At 68.5% G+C, this 19,875-nt stretch carries 15 protein-coding genes; 6 read left to right on the top strand and 9 right to left on the bottom strand.

Annotation, left to right across the window (positions count from 1 at the left end; all coding sequences use genetic code 11):
• Window positions 1-32: 32 nt before the first annotated feature.
• The 5 genes from GJV26_RS00840 to GJV26_RS00820 all read right to left on the bottom strand — a co-directional run bounded on the left by GJV26_RS00840 (window position 33) and on the right by GJV26_RS00820 (window position 7,257).
• On the bottom strand, window positions 33-1,364 hold the full coding sequence (locus GJV26_RS00840) for an MFS transporter (protein WP_155706815.1): 1,332 nt from the start codon (window positions 1,362-1,364) through the stop codon (window positions 33-35).
• Between the two features lie 201 nt (window positions 1,365-1,565).
• Window positions 1,566-3,473 carry a pectate lyase-like domain-containing protein gene (locus tag GJV26_RS00835; protein WP_189442239.1) on the bottom strand — a complete coding sequence of 636 codons (1,908 nt, stop codon included), beginning with the start codon at window positions 3,471-3,473 and terminating at the stop codon, window positions 1,566-1,568.
• 304 nt (window positions 3,474-3,777) lie between these two features.
• Window positions 3,778-5,055: an ABC transporter substrate-binding protein gene (locus GJV26_RS00830; RefSeq protein WP_308807609.1), complete on the bottom strand. Its 1,278-nt coding sequence runs from the start codon at window positions 5,053-5,055 to the stop codon at window positions 3,778-3,780.
• 95 nt (window positions 5,056-5,150) lie between these two features.
• Window positions 5,151-6,566: a sensor histidine kinase gene (locus GJV26_RS00825; protein ID WP_229419127.1), complete on the bottom strand. Its 1,416-nt coding sequence runs from the start codon at window positions 6,564-6,566 to the stop codon at window positions 5,151-5,153.
• 1 nt (window position 6,567) lies between these two features.
• Window positions 6,568-7,257, bottom strand: coding sequence for a response regulator transcription factor (locus GJV26_RS00820; RefSeq protein ID WP_155706811.1), 690 nt, complete (start codon window positions 7,255-7,257; stop codon window positions 6,568-6,570).
• Between the two features lie 273 nt (window positions 7,258-7,530).
• On the opposite strand from GJV26_RS00820, the gene GJV26_RS00815 reads away from it, so the two are divergent.
• From GJV26_RS00815 to GJV26_RS00795, 5 genes are all read left to right on the top strand, one after another.
• Window positions 7,531-8,379 (top strand): DeoR/GlpR family DNA-binding transcription regulator, encoded by an 849-nt coding sequence (locus GJV26_RS00815; protein WP_229419126.1) that lies wholly within the window; start codon window positions 7,531-7,533, stop codon window positions 8,377-8,379.
• 149 nt (window positions 8,380-8,528) lie between these two features.
• The gene (locus GJV26_RS00810) at window positions 8,529-11,207 is read left to right on the top strand and encodes a TonB-dependent receptor plug domain-containing protein (RefSeq protein ID WP_155706808.1); all 2,679 of its coding nucleotides are present in this window, start codon (window positions 8,529-8,531) and stop codon (window positions 11,205-11,207) included.
• Window positions 11,208-11,241: 34 nt separating this feature from the next.
• Complete coding sequence (locus tag GJV26_RS00805) at window positions 11,242-12,945, top strand: alpha-L-rhamnosidase-related protein (protein ID WP_216643088.1); 1,704 nt, start codon at window positions 11,242-11,244, stop codon at window positions 12,943-12,945.
• Window positions 12,942-14,213 (top strand): MFS transporter, encoded by a 1,272-nt coding sequence (locus GJV26_RS00800; RefSeq protein ID WP_155706806.1) that lies wholly within the window; start codon window positions 12,942-12,944, stop codon window positions 14,211-14,213. Before GJV26_RS00805 ends, GJV26_RS00800 begins: the two co-directional genes overlap by 4 nt.
• Before the next feature lie 25 nt (window positions 14,214-14,238).
• Complete coding sequence (locus GJV26_RS00795; protein ID WP_173346106.1) at window positions 14,239-16,785, top strand: beta-glucosidase family protein; 2,547 nt, start codon at window positions 14,239-14,241, stop codon at window positions 16,783-16,785.
• Between the two features lie 70 nt (window positions 16,786-16,855).
• On the opposite strand, the gene GJV26_RS00790 is transcribed toward GJV26_RS00795, so the two are convergent.
• Entirely contained in the window at window positions 16,856-17,761 is a 906-nt protein-coding gene (locus tag GJV26_RS00790; protein WP_260117450.1) for an acyltransferase family protein, read from the bottom strand.
• A gap of 20 nt (window positions 17,762-17,781) precedes the next feature.
• Window positions 17,782-18,015, bottom strand: a complete 234-nt coding sequence (locus tag GJV26_RS30420) for an acyltransferase family protein (RefSeq protein WP_260114792.1) — start codon at window positions 18,013-18,015, stop codon at window positions 17,782-17,784.
• A 389-nt stretch (window positions 18,016-18,404) separates the two neighbouring features.
• Between GJV26_RS30420 and GJV26_RS00785 the strand changes: the two genes are divergently transcribed.
• Window positions 18,405-18,869 carry a hypothetical protein gene (locus GJV26_RS00785; protein ID WP_155706802.1) on the top strand — a complete coding sequence of 155 codons (465 nt, stop codon included), beginning with the start codon at window positions 18,405-18,407 and terminating at the stop codon, window positions 18,867-18,869.
• A gap of 57 nt (window positions 18,870-18,926) precedes the next feature.
• Here GJV26_RS00785 and GJV26_RS00780 read toward each other — a convergent pair whose 3' ends face one another.
• Entirely contained in the window at window positions 18,927-19,286 is a 360-nt protein-coding gene (locus GJV26_RS00780) for a hypothetical protein (RefSeq protein WP_155706800.1), read from the bottom strand.
• Between the two features lie 2 nt (window positions 19,287-19,288).
• Window positions 19,289-19,669: a TetR/AcrR family transcriptional regulator gene (locus tag GJV26_RS00775; protein ID WP_155706799.1), complete on the bottom strand. Its 381-nt coding sequence runs from the start codon at window positions 19,667-19,669 to the stop codon at window positions 19,289-19,291.
• Window positions 19,670-19,875 lie beyond the last annotated feature (206 nt).

The raw sequence follows: 19,875 nt of genomic DNA, 5'->3' as shown, positions 1-19,875 counted from the left end.
GCGCGAGGGTGCGCCGCCCGGCTGCAGGCGGATCAGGCAGGCTTGGCGGCGTTGCGTGCGCCTGCATTGACCAGCAGGATCGCCAGCCCGGCGATGGCGGCCGGGATGCCGAGGATCGCGATCACGGCGGAGAAGCCCCAGCCCATCGACAGCAGCACGCCGCCCAGCAGCGAGCCGAGGATGCTGCCGAAACGGCCGATGCCCAGCATCCAGCTCACGCCCGTGGCGCGCACCGCGGTCGGGTAGCAGGCCGGCGCGAACGCGGTCATGCCTGTCTGCGCGCCGTTCATGCAGAAGCCGGCCAGCATCACGAAGGCGGTGAACATCGCGGAATGGATGTCGCTGGCCGCCAGCGCCAGGATGAACACCGCGCCGCCGGCGTAGGCCAGGCCGATCACGCGGTTGGCGCGCCAGCGGTCCATGTAGAAGCCCACGACGAGCGCGCCAACGGTGCCGCCCAGCTGGAACAGCGCCGTCAGGCTGGCGGCCCGTTCGATCGGCAGGCCGGCGTCGCGGATCAGCGTGGGCAGCCAGCCGCCCAGCAGGTAGATCACCAGCAGGCCCATGAAATACGTGGTCCACAGCGACAGTGTCATCGACTTGTAGGTGGGCGAGACCAGCGTGGCCACCGGGTGGCCGGTGGCGACCGGCGGCTCGCTGACATGGAAGCGGGTGGTGTCGGCGAAATCGCCGCCGCAGACGCGGCGCAGCGTCTGCGCGATCCTGGCGGAAGGCATCTTGCGCACCACCATGAAGCGGGCCGATTCGGGCAGCAGGAACAGGTAGAAAGGCAGGCACAGCAGCGGAACCGCGCCTCCCATCACCAGCATCGCGCGCCAGCCGTACGACGGCAGCAGCGCCGCCGCGGCAAAGCCGATCAGCGCCGAACCCAGGTTGAACCCGGTGAACATCACGGCCAGCAGCGTGCTGCGCGAGCGCTCCGGCACGTATTCCGACAGCAGCGTGGTGCAGCAGGGCATCGCGGCGCCCAGGCCCAGGCCGGTGAGGAAGCGCAGCAGTCCCAGCACCACGATACTGTCGGCGGCCGCGCTGAGCACGTTGAACAGGCCGAACAGCGCGACGGCGCCGAGCAGCATTTTCTTGCGGCCCCAGCGGTCCGACATCGGCCCGACGAACAGCGCGCCGATCGCCAGCCCGACCGGCGTGGCGCTCATCGCCACGCCGAACGCGGTGCGCGAGATGCCCCATTCGGCAATGATGTCCGGCGCCAGGAATCCCATGATCGCCACGTCCATGCCGTCGGTGGCCACGATGAGGAAACAAAGGCCGAGCAGCAGCCATTGGTAGCGGGACATGCTTCGTCCGTTGATGTGGGCGCGAACGTCCAGCGCTTGGTGTTCCATGCAGTCTCCTTGATGCGTGCTTGCTGATGCCGGGCGGCGTGGAACCGCTTTCTTGGGCGGGATGCCCCGGTGAATGCGGGGCACGCGGATTCCATTCGGCGCCAGGTTGAATTGCGATGCACTCCGGCCAGCCGACGGGCAGCGGACGGGTCGCGCAGCAACTATACTGAACCGGCGTTCGGTAGGCAACCGTTTGTTCGATTAGCGAACGGTTTTTGATGATGCATGCATCGCCTGCAAGTTCGCCACAGGCATCGAATAGGCGCGCCAGGCGGACGAGACGATGGAGACGGCTACCTGCGCGGGTATCTGTGCAGGTAGCTGCGCAGGTAGCTGATATACGACGACCCGTTGGCCGCCGCCCCCTGGTCGTTGACGACATGCGAGATCTCGCCGGACCCCGACAGGAACACGGCCACCGCATGCCCGATCTTCACGCCCGGCGTAACAGGCACCCTGATCGCGCTGGTCTCGACGATCGCCTGCCCGGCGTTGAAGAACGAGTACACGCCCAGCCCGATGGCGCTGCTTCTTGACGCCGGCGCCCACGTTGTAGGACGCATAGCCGGCGATCTCGCCGTCCATCCATTCGGCCTGCGACGGCGGATCGTAGGGCAGCTCGCTCTGGTAGAAGATCGTCTGCCCGTTGTCGCCGTTCCAGACCAGCTGGTGCTTCTGGTAGTGCTCGACGAACAGTCCCAGTCCGGTGACGTCGTCGCCGTTGACGACCAGGCCCGTGTCGGCGCGATTGACCGCCCACGCCGCGCCGGCGCCATGGTCGGCCCGCCAGGCCCACAGGTGGTCGATGATCACGTTCGGGCTGTTCACCTCCAGGCTGATGGCCGCGCTGCCCGCCGCCGGCCCGCCGATGCGGAAGAACACGTCGCTGAGCAGGGTCGGATTGGCTCGCCAGCCCTTGGCCGGCAGTGCCGCGAAACCTTTCGTCCCGGGGCGCGGGCCGACCTGCACCAGCACCGGCGAACCGCCCGGCGCCGCATCCACGATCAGCCCCGCGATGGCGATGCCGTCGCCGTTGCCCGTTGCAATGGCCGCCTGGCCTGCCCCGGGTACCAGTGTCGCCATGCCCAGGCCCAGCAGCACGGTGTTGCGGCGCGTGACGTTGAGCTGCTCCGTCAGCCGGTACACGCCGGGCGTGAACAGCACGTGCCTGCCGTGGGCCAGCGCCGCGTTGATGTCCGCCGTCGGCGTGGCGGGCCGGGCGATCAGGAAGTCGCCGATCGGGATCGAGGTGCCCGCCTCCGCGGCGGTGCCGTCGCCGCTCCACGAGGTACCGGCCGCGGCAACCCGGAGATCGGGCTTGAACACGTGGTAGGCGCCATCCGCGTCGATGTACAGGAACGGTTTTTCGCGGCTGCGCGGCGTGGTGGCCAGGGCGGTCACCGGTGGCGCGGGGAAGGTTTGCGCGGGCGCGCCCTGCACGCCGGAGAACACCATGTTCCATACCGAGCCGGCCCAGTTGCCGATCGCGCTGTCGCGGGTGTACCACTGCTGCTGCGAGCCGGACTGGACCTGCCCGTCGATACGGCTGTCGGCGATGAAGCCGCCGCTGGAGTAGCCCCACCATGCCGGCATCAGTTCCAGGCCGCCGCGGATGTGCACGCGCCGCATCGGCGACGCCTGCGACACGGCCCAGCGCGTGGTGCCGCCGGTGGGCGTGATGGACAGGTTCTCGACCGAGCGCCAGAAGTTGATCAGCGCGCTGTCGGTGCCGGCGCTCCAGTCGATGCGGCCCTCGACGCGCAGGCCGCCGTTGATGGTGACATCGTCGGGATGGCGGCCGAGGCCCGCGGCCGTCGTGTAATAGCCGATCTGCGCATCGACGTTGTAGGCGCCCGGCTTGAACAGCACCGCGTGGCGTCCGGAACCGAACTCCGCTTCGCCGGCGATCGACTCGAGCGCCGCCTGGATCGTGGCCGATGGCGTGGCCGGATCGAAGACGAGCACGTTGGGGCCGAAATCGGGCGCGGTGGCCGGTGCCGGTGCCGGCGTGGCCGCCGCCGGTACGCCCGCTCCCGCGATGAGCGCGACGGTGGCCAACCGGGCCGCCCAGCGCGTGGTGGACATCGTCGCTGCCGTGGATATCTCCATTCCCATCTCCTTGTTATGGATGTTGCGGCTGGTTGAACCCGGCGTGACCGCCGCCGAACCACGCGGGGAGTGGAATGAGATTAACACCGGGTTAATGGGATTAATGATCAATTAAACGGCAGATTTGCCGGGAAGCTGGCTGCGCGGGGCGGGCGGTGAAAACCGGTGTCGGGCGACGGCATTGGCAGGCGAAAACCGGTGTCGGACACCGTTTTCCGGGTGAAATGTCCGGAAAAGGGTGTCCGACACCAGGCGTGGTTTTGGTCGGCGACACCGGGCATGGCGCCAGGCCGTCGCGCTGCCGTCAGCGCCCCGGGGGCGGTGGCGGCCGGGCGGCGGCGGCCAGCCGGTTCATCGCTTCGCGGGCCGTCATTCGGTCCTGGTTCCAGAACTGCTGGATGACATCCCACATCGGCGCCACGGTGTGCGAAGGCTGTGCCATGCCGTGGGCCAGGCTGGGCAGCAGGGTGCCGTGCTTCGCGCCGTGCTGGAAATCCTGCCGCGCGCGCCGGGCGCAGGCATCGAAGCGGTCCAGCGGCACGTCGAGCCGCGCCGGTATCGAACCCTTGGCGAGGTTGAAGGCCTGCTGGAATTCGCGGCCCATCACGGCACGCGCCAGGTCGCGCTGCGCCGCTTTCTTTTCGTCGCTCACGTCGAACAGCACGATCGAATCGATGTCGAAGCTGAATGCTTCGCGCGAGCCGGGCGTCGACGTGCACAGGATATCCACGCCGGGCCGCTTGCCGGCGGCCAGCATCTCGGCCTTGGCCCAGTCGCCCATGATCAGCATGCCGGCCTGGCCGCGGTTCAGCATGGCCGTGGCCGATACCCAGTCGCGGCCCATGTTGCGCTGGTCCGTATAGGACTTCAGCCGCTTGTACGTTTCCAGCGTCTTTTCCATCGCCGGGCTGGTGAGCGCGGCACGGTCCAGCTGGAGGAAGGCCTTCTTGTAGAACTCCACGCCGCCCACGCCGATCGCCACGCTTTCGAACGTGCCCATGTCCAGCCACGACTGGCCGCCGTAGGCTACCGGCGTGATGCCGGCCTTGCGGATCGCCTCCGCGGTGGCGAAGAATTCGTCCCACGTGGCCGGCACCTTCGCGCCGGCGCGGCGCAGCACGTCGGCATTGATCCACAGCCAGTTCACGCGGTGCACGTTCAGCGGCGCCGCCACGTAATGGCCGCGGTACTTCATCGTGTCGCTGACGAGCCTGGGCAGCAGCGCGTTCCAGCCGTCGGCGCTGGCCACGTCCTCGATGCCGGACAGCTTGCCGGTGCGCGCCCATTCCTGGATCGCCACGCCCTTGATCTGCGCCGCGGTGGGCGGGTTGCCGGACCGCACGCGCGAACCGAGCATGACCACCGCCAGCCCGCCGCCGCCATCGGCGATCGCGAAATCCTTCCACGTGTGCCCGTTGGCGCGCAGCGTGGCCTTCAGCTGCGCGACAGCGTGCGCCTCGCCGCCGCTGGCCCAGAAGTGCAGCACCTCGACTTCGCCGGCGTGCGCATGGGACAACAGGGCGGCCGCCAGCACGCCCGTGGCGCGGCGCAGGAACGATTGCAGGAACGGCCGCGAAAGCAACGGTAAAGGCGTTGGTAAAGGCGGGCGCGAAAGGCGCCGGGAAGGGGACCGCGGAAGGGGCCGCAGAAGGAACCACGCAGGCGGATGGCAGCGCATCATTCCGCCACCGGGCCGCGCGGCAGCCGGATCGTGACGCGCAGCCCGTGCGGTTCGGCGTCGCCCAGTGTGACGGTGCCGTGGTGCCGCTCGATGATCTCGCGCACGATGGCGAGACCGAGCCCGCAGCCGTCGCCGCCCTCGGTGGCGCGCACGAAGCGTTCGAACACGCGCTCGCGGTCGGCGGCGGCGATGCCCGGGCCGTTGTCGTCGACGACGATGACCGCGTCCGCGCCTTCCTGCCGCACGTGCAGCGTGACTTCGGCGCCGCGCCCGGCATAGCGGATCGCGTTGTCGACCAGGTTCGTCAGCGCTTCGCGCAGCAGCGCGGCGTTGGCATGCGCGGGCAGTTCGATATCGGCCGGGACTTCCACGCCCAGATCCACCCCGGCCCGCAACGCGCGCGGCACCAGGTGCGCCGCCACTTCTTGCACGAACCGGTGCAGGTCGAAGCGGGCGCGTTCCAGCGTGGCCGCCGCGCCCGGCTCGGCACGGGCCAGCGTCAGCAGCTGCGCCACCAGGTGGGCGCTGCGCGTGGCGCTCTGGTGCACCATGTCGAGCCGGGCGCGCTGGGTGTCGTCGCCGGCCGCCTCCAGGGCCAGCCTGGTCTGGCTTTTCAGGCCGGCCAGCGGCGTGCGCAACTGGTGGGCCGCATCGGCGATGAAGCGCTGCTGGGCGCCCACGTGGTGCCGCACCGATGCCAGCAGGTCGTTCAGCGCGCCGGCCAGCGAGCGCAGTTCGGTCGGCGCGAGGTCGAGCTTGAGCGGCGTCAGGTCGCCCGGCGCACGGCTTTCCACTTCGCGGCGCAGCCGTGCCAGCGGTGCCAGGCCGGCGCGGATGCCGGCCCACACGATCACGCTCATCAGCAGCATCAGGCCCGAAAGGGGTAACAGCGTGTCGGCCAGGATCGCGCGCGCCAGTTCCTCGCGGTTGGCGCTGCTGCGCGCCACCTGCACCAGCATCGTCTGCTGCGGCGCGCTGATGTCGCCGAACGCCACGTACAGCGCGGCGATGCGCATGTGCTTCGGCGTGCCGCTGGGGTCGGGTTGCGGCACCACGTCGCCGTCATAGAACGTCGGTGTGTCGAGCTTGCGCTCGCTGCCGGCCGGCGGCAGCGGCAGGTTTTCGTTGCCGAGTATGAAGTGACCGGGCGGCGTGCTCACGGTATACATCAGCGGATCGCGCGGGTCCGCTTCCAGCACGTCCTGGGCGGCGCGGGGAAAGTCGATCAGCAGGCCCTGGTCGATCGGCTTGACCTGCCGCAGCAGCGCGCGGGAAGCCTGCGCCAGGCTGGCGTCGATCGCGCGGTTCGCATAGCCGGCCGCCAGCCGGTAGGTAAAGAAGCCGCCCGCCACCCACAGCACCAGCTGCGGCAACAACAGCCAGAGCAGCAGCTTGCGGTGCAGCGAAACCATGTCAGGCGCGGGCCGTGCGGGCATCCGCCTCGAGCAGGTAGCCAAGGCCGCGCACCGTGCGGATATCCAGGCCGGAGCCTTCCAGGCGGCGCCGCAGGCGGTGGATATAGACCTCGATCGCGTTGCCGGCCCCGGTGCCGGCGCCATCGCTGGCCCAGCTCTCGTTGATCTGGTCCTTGGTGACCACGTTGTCGCGGTTCACCAGCAGCAGTTCCAGCAGCGCCCATTCGCGCGGGCTCAGTTCGATCTGCTCGCCGGCGATCGTGGCCCGGCGGGTGCGGGGATCGAACCCCAGCTTGCCGAACCCCAGCTCCGCCGTGCCGCCGACCGCGCTGACCCGCCGGAGCAGGGCGCGCACGCGCGCATCGAGCTCCGGGAAGTCGAAAGGCTTGGTCATGTAGTCGTCGGCGCCGGCATCGAGTCCGGCCACGCGGCTCTCGAGCGCATCCTGCGCCGTCAGTACGATGACGGGCATCAGCTGGTTGGTGGCGCGCACGTGCCGCAGCACGGTCAGGCCATCGACCATCGGCAGGCCCAGGTCCAGGATTGCGAGGTCGAACGTCTCGCGCTGCAACAGGTACTCGGCCACGGGGCCGTTGGGGGCATGTTCGACCGTGTAGCCGGTGCCGCGCAGGTGCGCGCACAGGGCGTCGGCAAGGATCGGATCGTCTTCGGCAAGCAGGATGTGCATCCAATCAGTTTAACAATAAATGAACAAAGCAACCACCTGCACAAGCGGCCGGGAAGCTGTCGGGTGAAATGATCAATTTGATGTCATGTTTTCTTAATAGGTTTACGCGGCATTAATGAATGGTTATATTTGCTTACAAGACGTTAAGAATTAAAAAGAAAGTTCTTGAGGCTCGACGAGAAGCCGGCAAGGAAGGAACAGCAACGGCGTCACGCAGCAAGGTTCTTATAAAAAACGGCCGGCCCTTGGGCCATGGCCAACCAGGAGACCGCGATGGACCACCGCTACCGTCACAAACACCTGCTGCGCCTGCTCGCCGAGCATGGCGCCGCGCCGATTCCCCAGCTGGCCGACTGGCTCGGCGTTTCCCCCGCCACCGTACGGCGCGATATCCGGCTGCTCGATACGGCCGGCCAGCTGCGCCGCACGCATGGCGGCGCGCGCCGCATCGAGTCCGGGCCGGCGCGGCCGCACGGGCCCGGCACGTTCGACGCGGCGGCACGCCTGCATGCCGGCCGCAAGCGGGCTATCGCACGCCGCGCCGCCGCGCTGTGCGCCGACGGCGACACCGTGCTGATCGGCGGCGGCACCACCACCTTCCACATGGCGCCGTTCCTCGGCGAGCGGCGCATGCGGGTGCTGACGAACTCGTTCGCGATGGCCCGCGAACTGCTGGCCGCCAGCGACAACGACGTGATCCTCAGCGGCGGCAAGGTGTACCCGGCGCAGGGCATCATCCTCAGCCCGTTCGATACCGAGGCGGTGCAGTACTGCTATGCCGACCGGCTGTTCATGGGCGCCCATTGCCTTTGCGCGCTGGGCGTGATGGAGGCCGATGCGCTGCTGATCCAGGCCGGCCGCCGGCTGATCCACCAGGCCGGGCAGGTCGTGGTGCTGGCCGATTCGTCGAAGTTCGACGGCAGGGGCGGCATGTTCCTGTGCGCACTCGACCGCATCGCCCGCGTCATCACCGATACCGGCGCACCCGATGCGGGCGTGCAGATGCTGGAGCGTGCCGGCATCGCCGTCGAACTGGTCGCGCCTGATACACCGGCCTCCGATCCCGCCGGCTGCTTGCCGCCGCAGCCCTGCGGCTGGTCCGGCGCCAGTCCGCCGCACTGATTCATCCGCTTTACGCAACGCCATGCAGCAGGCACGCGCGCCGACGGCCGCGCGAGGGATGCGCCACGTCCGCGATTCGCAATCTGCACCTTGCATCTTGCATCACTCTAGCCGCCACGAACCACCATACCAATCACAGGAGACAGGCAATGCAACGACAACCGACACAAAAGACCCGGATCGCACTGGCGGTCTGCGCCCTCGCAGGCGTCTGCCAGGGCGCCGCGGGCCAGCAGGCACAGCAGCCGGTGCAGGCGGAAAACGTGGTGACCGTCACCGGCACCAGCATCCGCGGCGTGGCCGCCGTGGGGTCGGATGTGACGACCATTCGCCGCGAGGATATCGCGGCCACCGGCGCCACCACGTCCACCGAACTGCTGCGCTCGGTGCCGGAAATGAACAACTTCAGCGCCTCGGGCATCAACAACGGACAAAACCAGGCCAACTTCGTCGACCAGCCGGCCATCCACGGCATCGGCGTGGGCAACGGCGGCGCCGGCCTGACACTGGTGCTGCTCGACGGCCACCGCCTGCCCGGCGCGGGCATCAACCAGACCGCACCGGACGCCGGCGCCATTCCCACGTCGATCCTCGAGCGCGTGGAAGTGATGGCGGACGGCGGTTCGGCCATCTACGGCTCGGACGCCGTCGCCGGCGTCATCAACTTCGTGCCCCGCAAGAGCTTCAACGGCGCCGAGACCAAGGTGCGCTTCGGCAGCGCCGACGGCTACCGGACAAAGAATTTCAGCCACCTGGTCGGGCACAAGTGGGATGGCGGCCATGCACTGGCCGCGATCGAGCGTTCCGAGAATTCGGCGCTGGACGGCTACGCCCGCTCCTACGCCATCGCCGACCAGCGCCGCTGGGGCGGGCCGGACACGCGCTCGCCGAACTGCACGCCCGGCACCGCCAGCGTGGGCGGCGTCAATTACCCGATCACGGGCGGCGGCGCGCTGGTGCCGGGCGATACCAGCCGCTGCGAAACGAACCGCGGCAACGACCTGTACCCGGCGCAGCGCCGCGACCAGGCCTTCTTCAGCGTGCGGCAGGATGTGGGCGAATCGACCGAGCTGTATGCCAGCTTCCTGTATTCCGGCCGCACGCTCGACTCGCGCGTCGACGGCGGCGGCGTCACCAGCGGCGGCCTGGCGCTGACCGTGCCGGCCAGCAGCCCGTTCTACCTGCCGCTGGCTGGCGCCGCGGCGGGCGCGCCGCAGACGGTGACCTACAACCCGTCCGGCGATTTCGGCGCGTTCACGAACCGCATCACCACCAGCACGCGCAGCCTCGTGGCCGGCGCCAACGTGCAGCTGCCGAACGAGTGGAACGCGAAGGTGGAGTTCAACTACGGCATCGAGAAGGACGACGTCAACAACTACGGCATCAACCAGGCGCTGGCGATCGCCGGCGCGGCGAACGGCACGTTCAACCCGACCGGCATCGGCGCGCAGACGAGCGCCGGCCTGCTGGCGCAGATCGGTAACTTCGTCACCCGCTACAACGCCCGGCACACGCTGAAGGATGCCCAGGTCAAGCTCGACGGCCCGCTGTTCCAGATGGGCGGCGGCAAGGCTCGGGCGGCGCTCGGCGCCGGCACGCGGCGCGAGGCGATGGAAGGCCTGACCTCGGCCGGCCCGGCCGGGGGCGAATTCACGTCCGCACCGTACACGTCGAAGGGCACGCGCGACGACGATTCCGTGTTCGGCGAACTGTACTTCCCGGTCGTGGGCGACGCCAACGCCTTCGCCGGCGTGCGCAAGCTCGACGTCTCGGTGGCCGCGCGCTACGACAGGTACAGCGACGTGGGCAGCACCACCAACCCGAAATTCGGCGCCAACTGGACGGTGGCGGACGGCGTCAAGGTGCGCCTTTCCGCCGGCCGCTCGTTCCACGCGCCCAGCCTGGCCGACGCGCCGAGCGCGATCGATACCCGCGTGATCCGCGCCGACTGCAATCCGGCCCAGCACATCGGCTGCGCCAACGCCGCGCCGTCCGACTATGCCGTGTGGCTCGCCGGGGGCAACAACCTGAAACCTGAGAAGGCCAATACGTACAACCTCGGCCTCGACCTGGGGCCCGAGCTGCTCGGCGGCTTCAAGGTCGGCCTGACGTACTTCCGCATCGACTACAAGGATGTGATCACGTTCCCCACGTTCGGCGTGCTGACCAACCCGATCGACGCCTACGCGCCGTACCGCATCCTGCGGCCGGCCGGCGCCACCGATGCCCAATGGCGCTCGGTCGTCGAGCCGCTGCTGGCGGGCATGCGCCACGACGGCCTGGTATATCCGGACGTGGGCCTGCCGTACGCCGTGTACGACCTGCGCCGCCAGAACTTCGCCGACGAGAAGATCCAGGGCATCGACTACAACATCGAATACCTGCTCAGGAGCACGGTCGGCCAGTGGAAGTTCGGCCTGTCGGGCAGCCACATGATGAAGTTCGACCAGAACGTGCCGGGCGTGGCCGAGACCATCGAGCTGCTGGACACGAACTACGCGGTGCGCAACAAGGTGCGCCTGCAGGCCGGCCTGGTGCGCGGCAGCTTCAGCGCGTCGCTGTTCGCCAACCACGTGGGCACGTTCCGCAATACCGGCGTCACCCCGGTGCAGCGGGTTTCCAGCTTCAACACCGTGGACGGGCACTTCGCCTGGAACTTCAAGGACCGCGGCATGCTCGACAACACCACGCTGGCCATCGACGTGACGAACCTGTTCGACCGCAACCCGCCCGTGTTCTACACCGGCGGTTCGATCCTGGGCTTCGACGGCAACACGGCGAACCCGCTGGGCCGCGTGATCTCGGCCAGCCTGACCAAGCGCTGGTAAGCCGCACGCATACCGGAAACCACCGAGGAGACCAATGAAACCAAGTCCGGAACAGATCGCCCAGGCCAACGCGGCGGAAGAAGCGCGGCGGATCAACCTGCCGGCCGGCCCGCCGGTCGCGGCATTCCTGCGCACCGCGCAGGCGCTGATACCTGTCCTGAACGAACGCTCCCTGCCGCCCGCCGCGCTGGTGCAGCCGCAGGCACGGCCGGACCACCCGTTACGCCATGCCATGCAGCCGGTCGGCGACGGCGCCGGCCTGGCGCGGCGCGACTGGCCGGAAGGCAGTGCCTTCATCGCCGACTTCGGCGAGCACCTGACGGGCTACCTGTCGTTCCGGGCCGTGCCGGCCGGCTGCGTGGCGGACAGCCCGATCCGGCTGCGGCTCACGTTCGGCGAGGTGCCCACCGACGTGGCCGAACCGCTGTACCCTTACTCGGGCTGGATCAGCGCGGCGTGGCTGCCGGAGGAAATCGTGACGATCGACGACCTGCCGGCGATCTTCCGGCTGCCGCGCCGCCACGCGTTCCGCTACGTGAAGGTGGAAGTGCTGGCCGCTTCGCGCCGCTTCGCCGTGCGCTTCGAGGACATGACGGCCCATGCCGTCACGTCGGCCCGCACGGAACCCGAACCGTTGCCGGATGCGTATCCGGAATGGATACGGCAGGTCGACCTGGTAGCGCAGCGCACGCTACGCGATTGCCTGCAGACCGCCTTCGAGGACGGCCCGCGTCGCGACCGGCGCCTGTGGGTGGGCGACCTGCGGCTGCAGGCGCTGGCCAGCTACGCCACGCTGCGGGCCGACGACGTGGTCAAGCGCTGCCTGTACCTGTTCGCCGGCCTGCCGCGCTCGGACGGGCTGGTCAACGGCTGCGTGTACGAACGCCCCGAGCCGACCTACGGCGACACGACCACGCTCGATTACGCGGCACTGTTCTGCGTGACGCTCCAGGAATACGTGGAAGCGACCGGCGACACGGCCTGCGGCCGCGAACTGTGGCCGGTGGCACGCCGCCAGGTCGACTGCCTGCTGGCCCGGCTCGACGACACGCTGATGTTCCACGACAGCGGGGAGACCTGGTGCTTCATCGACTGGGCCTTCGGCCTCGACAAGAGCGCCGCCACCCACGGCGTGATCGTGTTCGCGCTGCGGCGCATGCTGGCGCTGGCTGCACTGCTGGGCTGCACGGAGGAGGTCGGGCATTACGGCCCGCTCGTCGACGGCATGGCCGCCGCCGCGCGGGCGCAGCTGTTCGATGCCGGCCGCGGCGTGTTCACCAGCGGCCCGGAACAGCAGGTGTCGGTTGCAGCCCAGGCGTGGCTCGTGCTGGCGGGGATTGCCGGGTCGGCCGGCGTGGCGCAGGCCGCATTGCGCAATGCGCTGGCGGACCCGCGGGCACTGCGGCCCATCACGCCCTACGCGTATCACTACGTCGTCGAAGCGATGCTGGCCTGCGGCATGGATGACGAGGCACTCGACCTGGTCCGCTCGTACTGGGGCGCCATGCTCGATGCCGGTGCCGATACTTTCTGGGAAGCGTTCGATCCGGCCGACCCGCTGGCGTCGCCGTACGGCGACATCCACGCCAACAGCTATTGCCATGCGTGGAGCTGTTCGCCGGCGTGGCTGTTCCGGGCCCGCGGGCTGGGCCGGCCGGCGGGCCTGCAGGCGGAGTTGCAGACGGAATCGCAGGCCGAGTTGCCGGCGATCGGGCAGGTACCGGGGGAGGCGGCATGAAGGTCGAAACGATACCCGTGCCGCGCCTGCGCGACCTGCCGCGCGCCGCCTGGCGTGTGGCGATCCTGGCGGGCATGGCTTCCTACCTGGACGCCGCCGCGATCATCACCAGCGGCGGCGCGCTGGTGCTGTACAAGGACCATTTCGGCCTGTCGCTGGGACGGATCGGCCAGCTGTCGGCCGTGCTCACGGCGCTGTTCGCCATTGGCGCGCTGGTCGGTGGCCGGCTGGGCGACCGCTTCGGGCGCCGCCGCGTATTCACGACCACGATGATCGGCCTGGCGCTCGGCACGGCCATGCTGGCGTTCGCGCCCTCGCTGCCGGTGCTGGTGGCGGGAACCGTCGTCGTGGGCTTCTGCATCGGCGCGGACTTGCCGGTATCGATGGCGATGATCGCCGAGGAAGCGCCACCGGGCTTCAAGGGCCGGCTGATCGCCTTTTCGCACGTGCTGTGGATGGCGGCGATCGGCACCACCTACGTGCTGCAGATCTTCGTCGGCGGACTGGGCGAGCTGGGCGGGCGGATCATGTGGGGGCACGTGCTGGCGGTGGCGCTGCTGGTGCTGGCGCTGCGGACCACGCTGCCCGAATCGGGGGAATGGACGCGGGCCCGCGCCGACGCCGATGCACGGGTGGACACGGGCCCGGACGCGGACCGCGTCGACGCGGGCGGCATCCGGCAACTGTTCGGCGGCCGCTTCATCGGCCCGTTCGTGGCGCTGGCGCTGTTCTACGGCGTGTTCAACCTGGCCGCCAACACGGGTGGGCAGTTCGGCACGCTGCTCTACACGGAGGTGGCGCGAACATCGGTTTCCACGGCCGGGCTGGTGAACACGGCGCAGCTGGTGGTGTCCTTTACTGCGGCGATCCTCTTCATGCGCACCGTCGACCTGCCGTCGCGGATGACGTGGTTCGTGCTGGGCGGCGTGCTGGCCGTGGCCGGGCAGCTGATGCCGATCGTGTTCGGCGTGAACGTGTTCTCGCTGGCCGCCTGGCAGATCCTGCAGGGCATCGGCGGCGCGTTCGCCGGCGAGTCGATGTGGAAGGTGTGGAGCCAGGAACTGTTCCCCACGCTGCTGCGCTCCACCGCGCAGGGCGCCACCACGTTCTTCACGCGCATGCTGGCCGCCGTCGCGGCGCTCGGCACGCCGCTGCTGATCGAGAGCGGCCCCGCCACGCTGTTCACCGCGCTGGCGGTGGCGGTAAGCTTTACGACGGCACTGGGATGGCTTTATATTCGCAGGCTGCCCACGGCCGCGCTGCAGTGATCATATCAACAACATGAGAGACGAGATGACAAGGAAAAACCTGCTGCGCCGCGGCGCGATGATGATACCGGCGAGCCTGTGCATTGCGGGCCTGGCGCATGCCGCCGGCCCGGCCGCCGCGCCGCTTCCCACGCAGCCCTGGCGCGACGCTACCCAAAAGCCGGAAGTGCGCGCCGACCAGTTGCTGAAAGCGATGAGCTTCGAGCAGAAGGTGGCGCTGGTCAGCGCCGTCGACGCGGCCGAGTACGCGCCGCTCGCGCCCCTGGGCGTGCCGGCGCTGACCCGGGTCGACGCGTCGGCGGGGCTGCGCGGCGACAAGGGCGTGACCGCCTTCCCGGTGCCGCTGGCGCTGGGCGCCACGTTCGACGCGGCCCTGGCCCGCGAATACGGCAAGGCGATCGCCGTCGAGGCGCGCGGCAAGGGCTGGAACGTGATCCTCGGCCCCACCGTCGACGTGGCGCGGGACGGCCTTTCGGGGCGCCTGACGGAGTCGTTCGGCGAAGACCCGCTGGTGAACGCCGTGCTGGGCTCGGAGGTGGCCTCGGGCATGCAGGGCGAGCACGTGATCGCGATGGCCAAGCACTACACGGTCTATCACACGGAACGCGAACGCCTGACGATGAACGTGGAGGTGGCGCCGCGCGCGCTGCAGGAGGTGTACAACCTGCCGTTCCACTATCTCGTGGAAAAGACGAGGATCGGCTCGCTGATGGGTTCCTACCCGAAGGTGAACGGCACGTTCATGCTGGAGAACGCCGGGCTGCTGGCGCAGATCAAGCGCCACGGCTTCAACGGCTACATGGCCACCGACTTCATGGGCGGCGCGGACGGCATCAGGCAGTTCAACGCCGGCATCGATTCCTGGTCGCTGCAGCCGTTCCTGCGCAAGGCGGAAGGATTCAAGGATGGCCGCATTCCGCTCGGCCGCCTGAACGACGCGGCGCGCCGCATGCTGTGGGCGCTGTTCTCGACCGGCACGTTCGACCGGCCCGTCACCGATACGCCGGCGGCCGTGGTCACCACGCCGGAACACCAGGCGCTGGCGGTCCGGGTGGCCGAAAGCGCCACCGTGCTGCTGAAGAACGAAGGCAACGTGCTGCCGCTGCGCCGCGCCGGCCAGATCGCCGTGATCGGCCCGGCCGGCAAGGAAGCCGTCACCGGCGTGATGTGGTCGACCTTCGTCGATCCGGGCCAGTTCGCCACGCCGCTGGAAGCGATCGCCGCGAAGGCCGGCGCCGCGGCCAAGGTGGTCCACGCGCAGGGTTCGCTCGGCGACGTGGTGCTGCCGTCGATTTCCAGCGATGGCGGCATCTTCGCGCCGCCGGTCGCGCTGGTGGCGCCGGACGGCAAGCCGGGCTGGCGCGTGCAGTACTTCGGCACCGAGGATTTCACAGGTGCGCCGCTGGCCGAGGACACCGTGAAGGAGATCGACATCAAGGGCAAGCCGTCGACGTCGACGCCGGCGAAATGGTCGGCGAAGTGGGTGACGGAATACACGCCGGACAAGGACGGCCCGGTGCGGCTGGCCACGTCCGTCAGCGGCGCGGTCAAGGTGAAAATCGACGGCAAGGCCGTCATCGACGGCGCCCGCTCGACGGCGGACGGCTTCCCCGGCTCCGGCCCGTTCACGTATCCGCTGCATGGCGTGGCGCAGCTGGAGAAGGGCCGCAAGGTGCGCATCGAGGTCGAATTCTCGTCGCGCGGCGCGTTCACCGGCGCGCGCATCCAGCTGGGCTGGCAGCCGGTGTCGCTGATCCCGGATGCCGTGGCGCTGGCGAAGAAGTCGGACGTGGCCGTGGTGTTCGTCAACCAGGTCACCGGCGAGGAGATGGACCGCGACAACTACGCGCTGCCGGCCGACCAGGATGCGCTGGTCGAAGCCGTGGCGGCCGCCAATCCGAACACGGTGGTGGTGCTCAACACCGGCGGCGCCGTCAGGATGCCGTGGCTGCCGCGCGTGAAAGGCGTGGTGCAGATGTGGTATCCCGGCGCCGCTTCCGGCACGGCGATCGCGAACGTGCTGTTCGGCGATGCCGAGCCGGGCGGCCGCCTGCCGGTATCGTTCGTGGCCGACGAGAGCCAGGGCCCGCGGCCCTACGCCGGCGGCGGCACCGTGCGCTACGACGAAGGCGTGTTCGTGGGCTACCGCTACCTGCAGAAACACGGGCAGAAGCCGCTGTTCCCGTTCGGCTATGGCCTGTCGTACTCGTCGTTCAGCGTGGACGGGCTGGGTGTGCGTCCCGCGCAGGGCGACACGGCGGCCACGGTGTCCGTGCGCGTGAAGAACACGGGTTCGCGCGCCGGTTCGACCGTGGTGCAGGTATACAGCGGCGCGCTCCCCGCGCTGGTGGAAACGCCGGCCGTGAAACTGGTCGGCTTCGCCCGCGTGCGGCTGCCGGCGGGGGGCGAGCAGGTGGTGACGATTCCCGTCGAGCGCCGGCTGCTGTCGTACTGGGACGAGAAGGGCGGCAAATGGGTGACGCCGGGCGGCAAGGTGTCGCTGGGCGTGGGGCTGAACTCGGCCGAGATCGTGCAGCGGCAGGAAGTGCAGTTGTCCGGCGCAGGGCGTTAGGCGGGCGGCGGCGCCGGTGCTGGTGCAGGTTGCCCCGTTGCCTGCGGCGGCCGGGAGCGAAGAACGATGGCTACGTCTGACCGCCGATCGCCTTGCCCGCAGGGCCGGAAGCGGCCGGGTGGTCCGTCTTCGACGCGCCTGCTGGATACCAGCGCTCCCGCAGTTGCATGAACGGTGTCTCCACCAGCCGGTACAGCAGCCAGCCGCCCAGGATGCCGGCGGCCATGACGGCTGCAATGGTCGGCAGCGCGCCGGGATCGATGCTCCGGCGTTCCAGCTCCGGACGGAGCACCATGAACACGGGCTTATGCACCAGGTAGACCGCATAGGACCACAGGGCCAGACTGGCCGCGCCGGGAATGCGCAGGCGGTTCAGCAGCGAGCCGGGGCTGAGCGCGGAGCACGTCAGCAACGCGAAACTGGCGGCGACCAGCGAGAATCCGAAGGTGGATGCCGCGAAGGCATTCGGCGCCTCGTTCATTACCCCGTAGAGGACAGCCGCCGCCATCGCGAGGCCCGCCGCCAGCAGCGTGTTTCCGTAGCGCAGAATGCGCGCGAAGGCCGTCGGATGAAAGTTCTTCAGCATCGCGATGGCCACGCCCGGGAGCAGTTCGTCGAAGCGGCACAGGCTCGAGTAATACACGGGCGCGGCGAAGACATCCTTGCCGTCCATGAACGCTGCGCCGCGCGCCGTCATGCCGGCGCCAATGGCGGCCAGCAGCGCGCACCACAGCAGGCGCGGCGAGCGCCGGCTGCCGACCAGTGCCAGCACCGCCAGCGGCAGTACCAGGTAGAACTGTTCCTCGATGCACAGCGACCACGAGTGCGTGAAGGTCTCGCCGTAATGCAGGCCGAAGTTCTGGGTGAAGGTCAGAAAGCGCCAGACCGGCGCCATGCTTTTGCCGGCGATCGGACTATCCGGCAGCAGCAGGTACACGGCCAGCACGGCATAATAGTTGGGCAGGGTACGCAGCACGCGGCGCGCGAAAAAGGTCTTCAGAGCAGGCTCTCGCCGCGCGCGGCGGGTGCCAGCAGCCCGTTGCCGATCAGGTAGCCGCTCAGCACGAAGAACAGGTCGACACCGGCCCAGCCGATGCTGCCGATGACGCCGAAGGTCGGCGCCTGGCTGACGAAGCCGTTATAGTGGGACATCAGGACCAGCACGATGGCAAGCGCGCGCAGGATATCCAGCCCGGCGAGCCGGACAGGTTTCGTATCGATATGCATCATGCGGATTTCTTGTTGTTGTATTGAAGTGCTTCTGCCGGAAAGGGCATGCAGGTCCGGCCAGGGCGCGGCAGTGCGGGCGAGTTTATCAGAACCGTCATTGGCGATTTTATCGTCCGGCTCGCCCGTCGGATACGGAATCGGCTTCTCCGGGGAAGACGGGCGCGGAATCCGACGGGGACGGAAAGTTCATATGCTGGGGGGAGAGCTGTACGGCAGTCCAGAGCAATGCGCCGATCCGTGCATGTCTTGCGGTGAAGCGGTGAAGCGGTGATGAGGGGAAGATTTTTCAGCAGGAAAAACGGATGCGATCGTCTGTCCTCGGCGAGGCAGCCATGCACGGGACCGATCGTCGGCACGGTGTTATCAGCTCAATGACTGGAGGCGAACGTATGCCGCGAAGCGGCCACCTGACGAACATCGCCAGCGGATTATGCGGCTCGTTCATCAGCCGGAACAACGATCTGGATGGTTACTGGACGATCGGCAAACTGCGCTTGCTGGCAGGGCAGCACGAGCGGGGCGCCGTACTGCTCGACTTGCTGGCTCCATCGATGGAGCCGCCGTCGTCCGGGTTCGCTCCGGTGCTGGCGCGCTATTGCCGCCTTCTCGCGAAGCTGGCGCGCCTTTCCGGTACCCGGCTCGAGCAGATCACGGCGGCGCGCATCACGGTGGATTTCGCACCCCCGCCCTGTCCCCGGGCCAGCTATTACCAACCGCAATGGGGCGAGCAATTCATGGTGACCGTGACCATCGGCGCGGACGGCAGGGCCGATGGCATCGCGCGCCAGGCCGGCTATTGCCGGCCGCACGATCCCGCCGGCGAGCGCCGGTCGGCCCGTCCGCCGTCCGCTTGAACATCCGGCAAGGGGCTGCGTAAGCGCGGAAGCCGCGCTGGCCGCCGGTGCGAGTTTCTAGTGGTGGCGGGCCACGGCGGCGTTGATTCGCGCTACTTCGGCGCGCACGTCCGGCACCCCGATCACCAGGCGCGCCCAGTCATTTCCCGCCAGCTCGATCACCATGGTCTGCAGCTTGGGCCTGGTGTACACGAACTGCTTGTCGCCGTCCTTGATGAAGGTGCCGGCGGCGATCAGGCCGGGGATATAAGTGCCCGGGATGCGCAGGCCCAGCGCTCCGCCGCCGAAACCGTTGTCTTCGGTTGCGCCGCGAACATGCGCCAGCGGCACGCGAAAGCTGCGGCGAAGCGACCAGATCGATTCCCATGCCGTCAGGTGGACGATGAGGTCGCGGTCGGTCAATACGAGTCGAGGCATCGCTACTCCTTGCTGAGTTCGTGAGTGGGCAGGTGATCGAGCAAACGCCCGCCGATCAGTTTGGCGGCGTCCCCTTCGTAGGCGTCAAGGGCAGTGCGGCAAAGGGCGGCGATCGGCAGATCCGCCGGGACCAGTTCCCTCAGGGCGGTAATCAGGAGATCGAGCGCGGCCGGGCTGCCGTGCCACTCGCTGACCAGGAACCGGTTCAGCACCTTCTCGAACAGGCCGCGCTTGGAACCGAATGCCTTGTAGAGACTGCCGCGCTGCAGCGCCGTTGCCTCCACCAGGTCGTCGATCGAGCAGGCGTTGTAGCCGAGACGGCTGAAAACCTCCGCTGCACGGGTAATGACGACATCTTCATCGAAAGTCCTTGGCCTGGCCATGCGACACCATCCATCTGTTATGGAACGATTGTTCAATAACTATATTGTGGGGGTTCTTGAACGGACAGTCAACAATGGATCAGGTGCATGGTGGCTCGCACAATCGTGCAATATCGACGCTATCGTCACTCGTCGATCGCGACACAAGGAAAAGGCGCCGTTCGCGTAAGCCAGGCATTTCACCCTGAAATTTGCAACTAACCGAA

It is taken from the genome of Pseudoduganella dura (assembly GCF_009727155.1).
GTDB classification, from domain to species: domain Bacteria; phylum Pseudomonadota; class Gammaproteobacteria; order Burkholderiales; family Burkholderiaceae_D; genus Rugamonas; species Rugamonas dura.
This window is presented reverse-complemented; position numbering and strand designations above follow the sequence as displayed.

Bases quoted from the DNA above. Each gene is read 5' to 3' on its own strand.
- GJV26_RS00785 (WP_155706802.1), top strand. From the start codon at position 18,405: ATGCCGCGAAGCGGCCACCTGACGAACATCGCCAGCGGATTATGCGGC.
- GJV26_RS30420 (WP_260114792.1), bottom strand. From the start codon at position 18,015: ATGATGCATATCGATACGAAACCTGTCCGGCTCGCCGGGCTGGATATC.
- GJV26_RS00825 (WP_229419127.1), bottom strand. From the start codon at position 6,566: ATGGTTTCGCTGCACCGCAAGCTGCTGCTCTGGCTGTTGTTGCCGCAG.
- GJV26_RS00795 (WP_173346106.1), top strand. From the start codon at position 14,239: ATGACAAGGAAAAACCTGCTGCGCCGCGGCGCGATGATGATACCGGCG.
- GJV26_RS00775 (WP_155706799.1), bottom strand. From the start codon at position 19,669: ATGGCCAGGCCAAGGACTTTCGATGAAGATGTCGTCATTACCCGTGCA.
- GJV26_RS00840 (WP_155706815.1), bottom strand. From the start codon at position 1,364: ATGGAACACCAAGCGCTGGACGTTCGCGCCCACATCAACGGACGAAGC.
- GJV26_RS00800 (WP_155706806.1), top strand. From the start codon at position 12,942: ATGAAGGTCGAAACGATACCCGTGCCGCGCCTGCGCGACCTGCCGCGC.
- GJV26_RS00810 (WP_155706808.1), top strand. From the start codon at position 8,529: ATGCAACGACAACCGACACAAAAGACCCGGATCGCACTGGCGGTCTGC.
- GJV26_RS00805 (WP_216643088.1), top strand. From the start codon at position 11,242: ATGAAACCAAGTCCGGAACAGATCGCCCAGGCCAACGCGGCGGAAGAA.
- GJV26_RS00780 (WP_155706800.1), bottom strand. From the start codon at position 19,286: ATGCCTCGACTCGTATTGACCGACCGCGACCTCATCGTCCACCTGACG.
- GJV26_RS00820 (WP_155706811.1), bottom strand. From the start codon at position 7,257: ATGCACATCCTGCTTGCCGAAGACGATCCGATCCTTGCCGACGCCCTG.
- GJV26_RS00835 (WP_189442239.1), bottom strand. From the start codon at position 3,473: ATGGAGATATCCACGGCAGCGACGATGTCCACCACGCGCTGGGCGGCC.
- GJV26_RS00815 (WP_229419126.1), top strand. From the start codon at position 7,531: ATGGACCACCGCTACCGTCACAAACACCTGCTGCGCCTGCTCGCCGAG.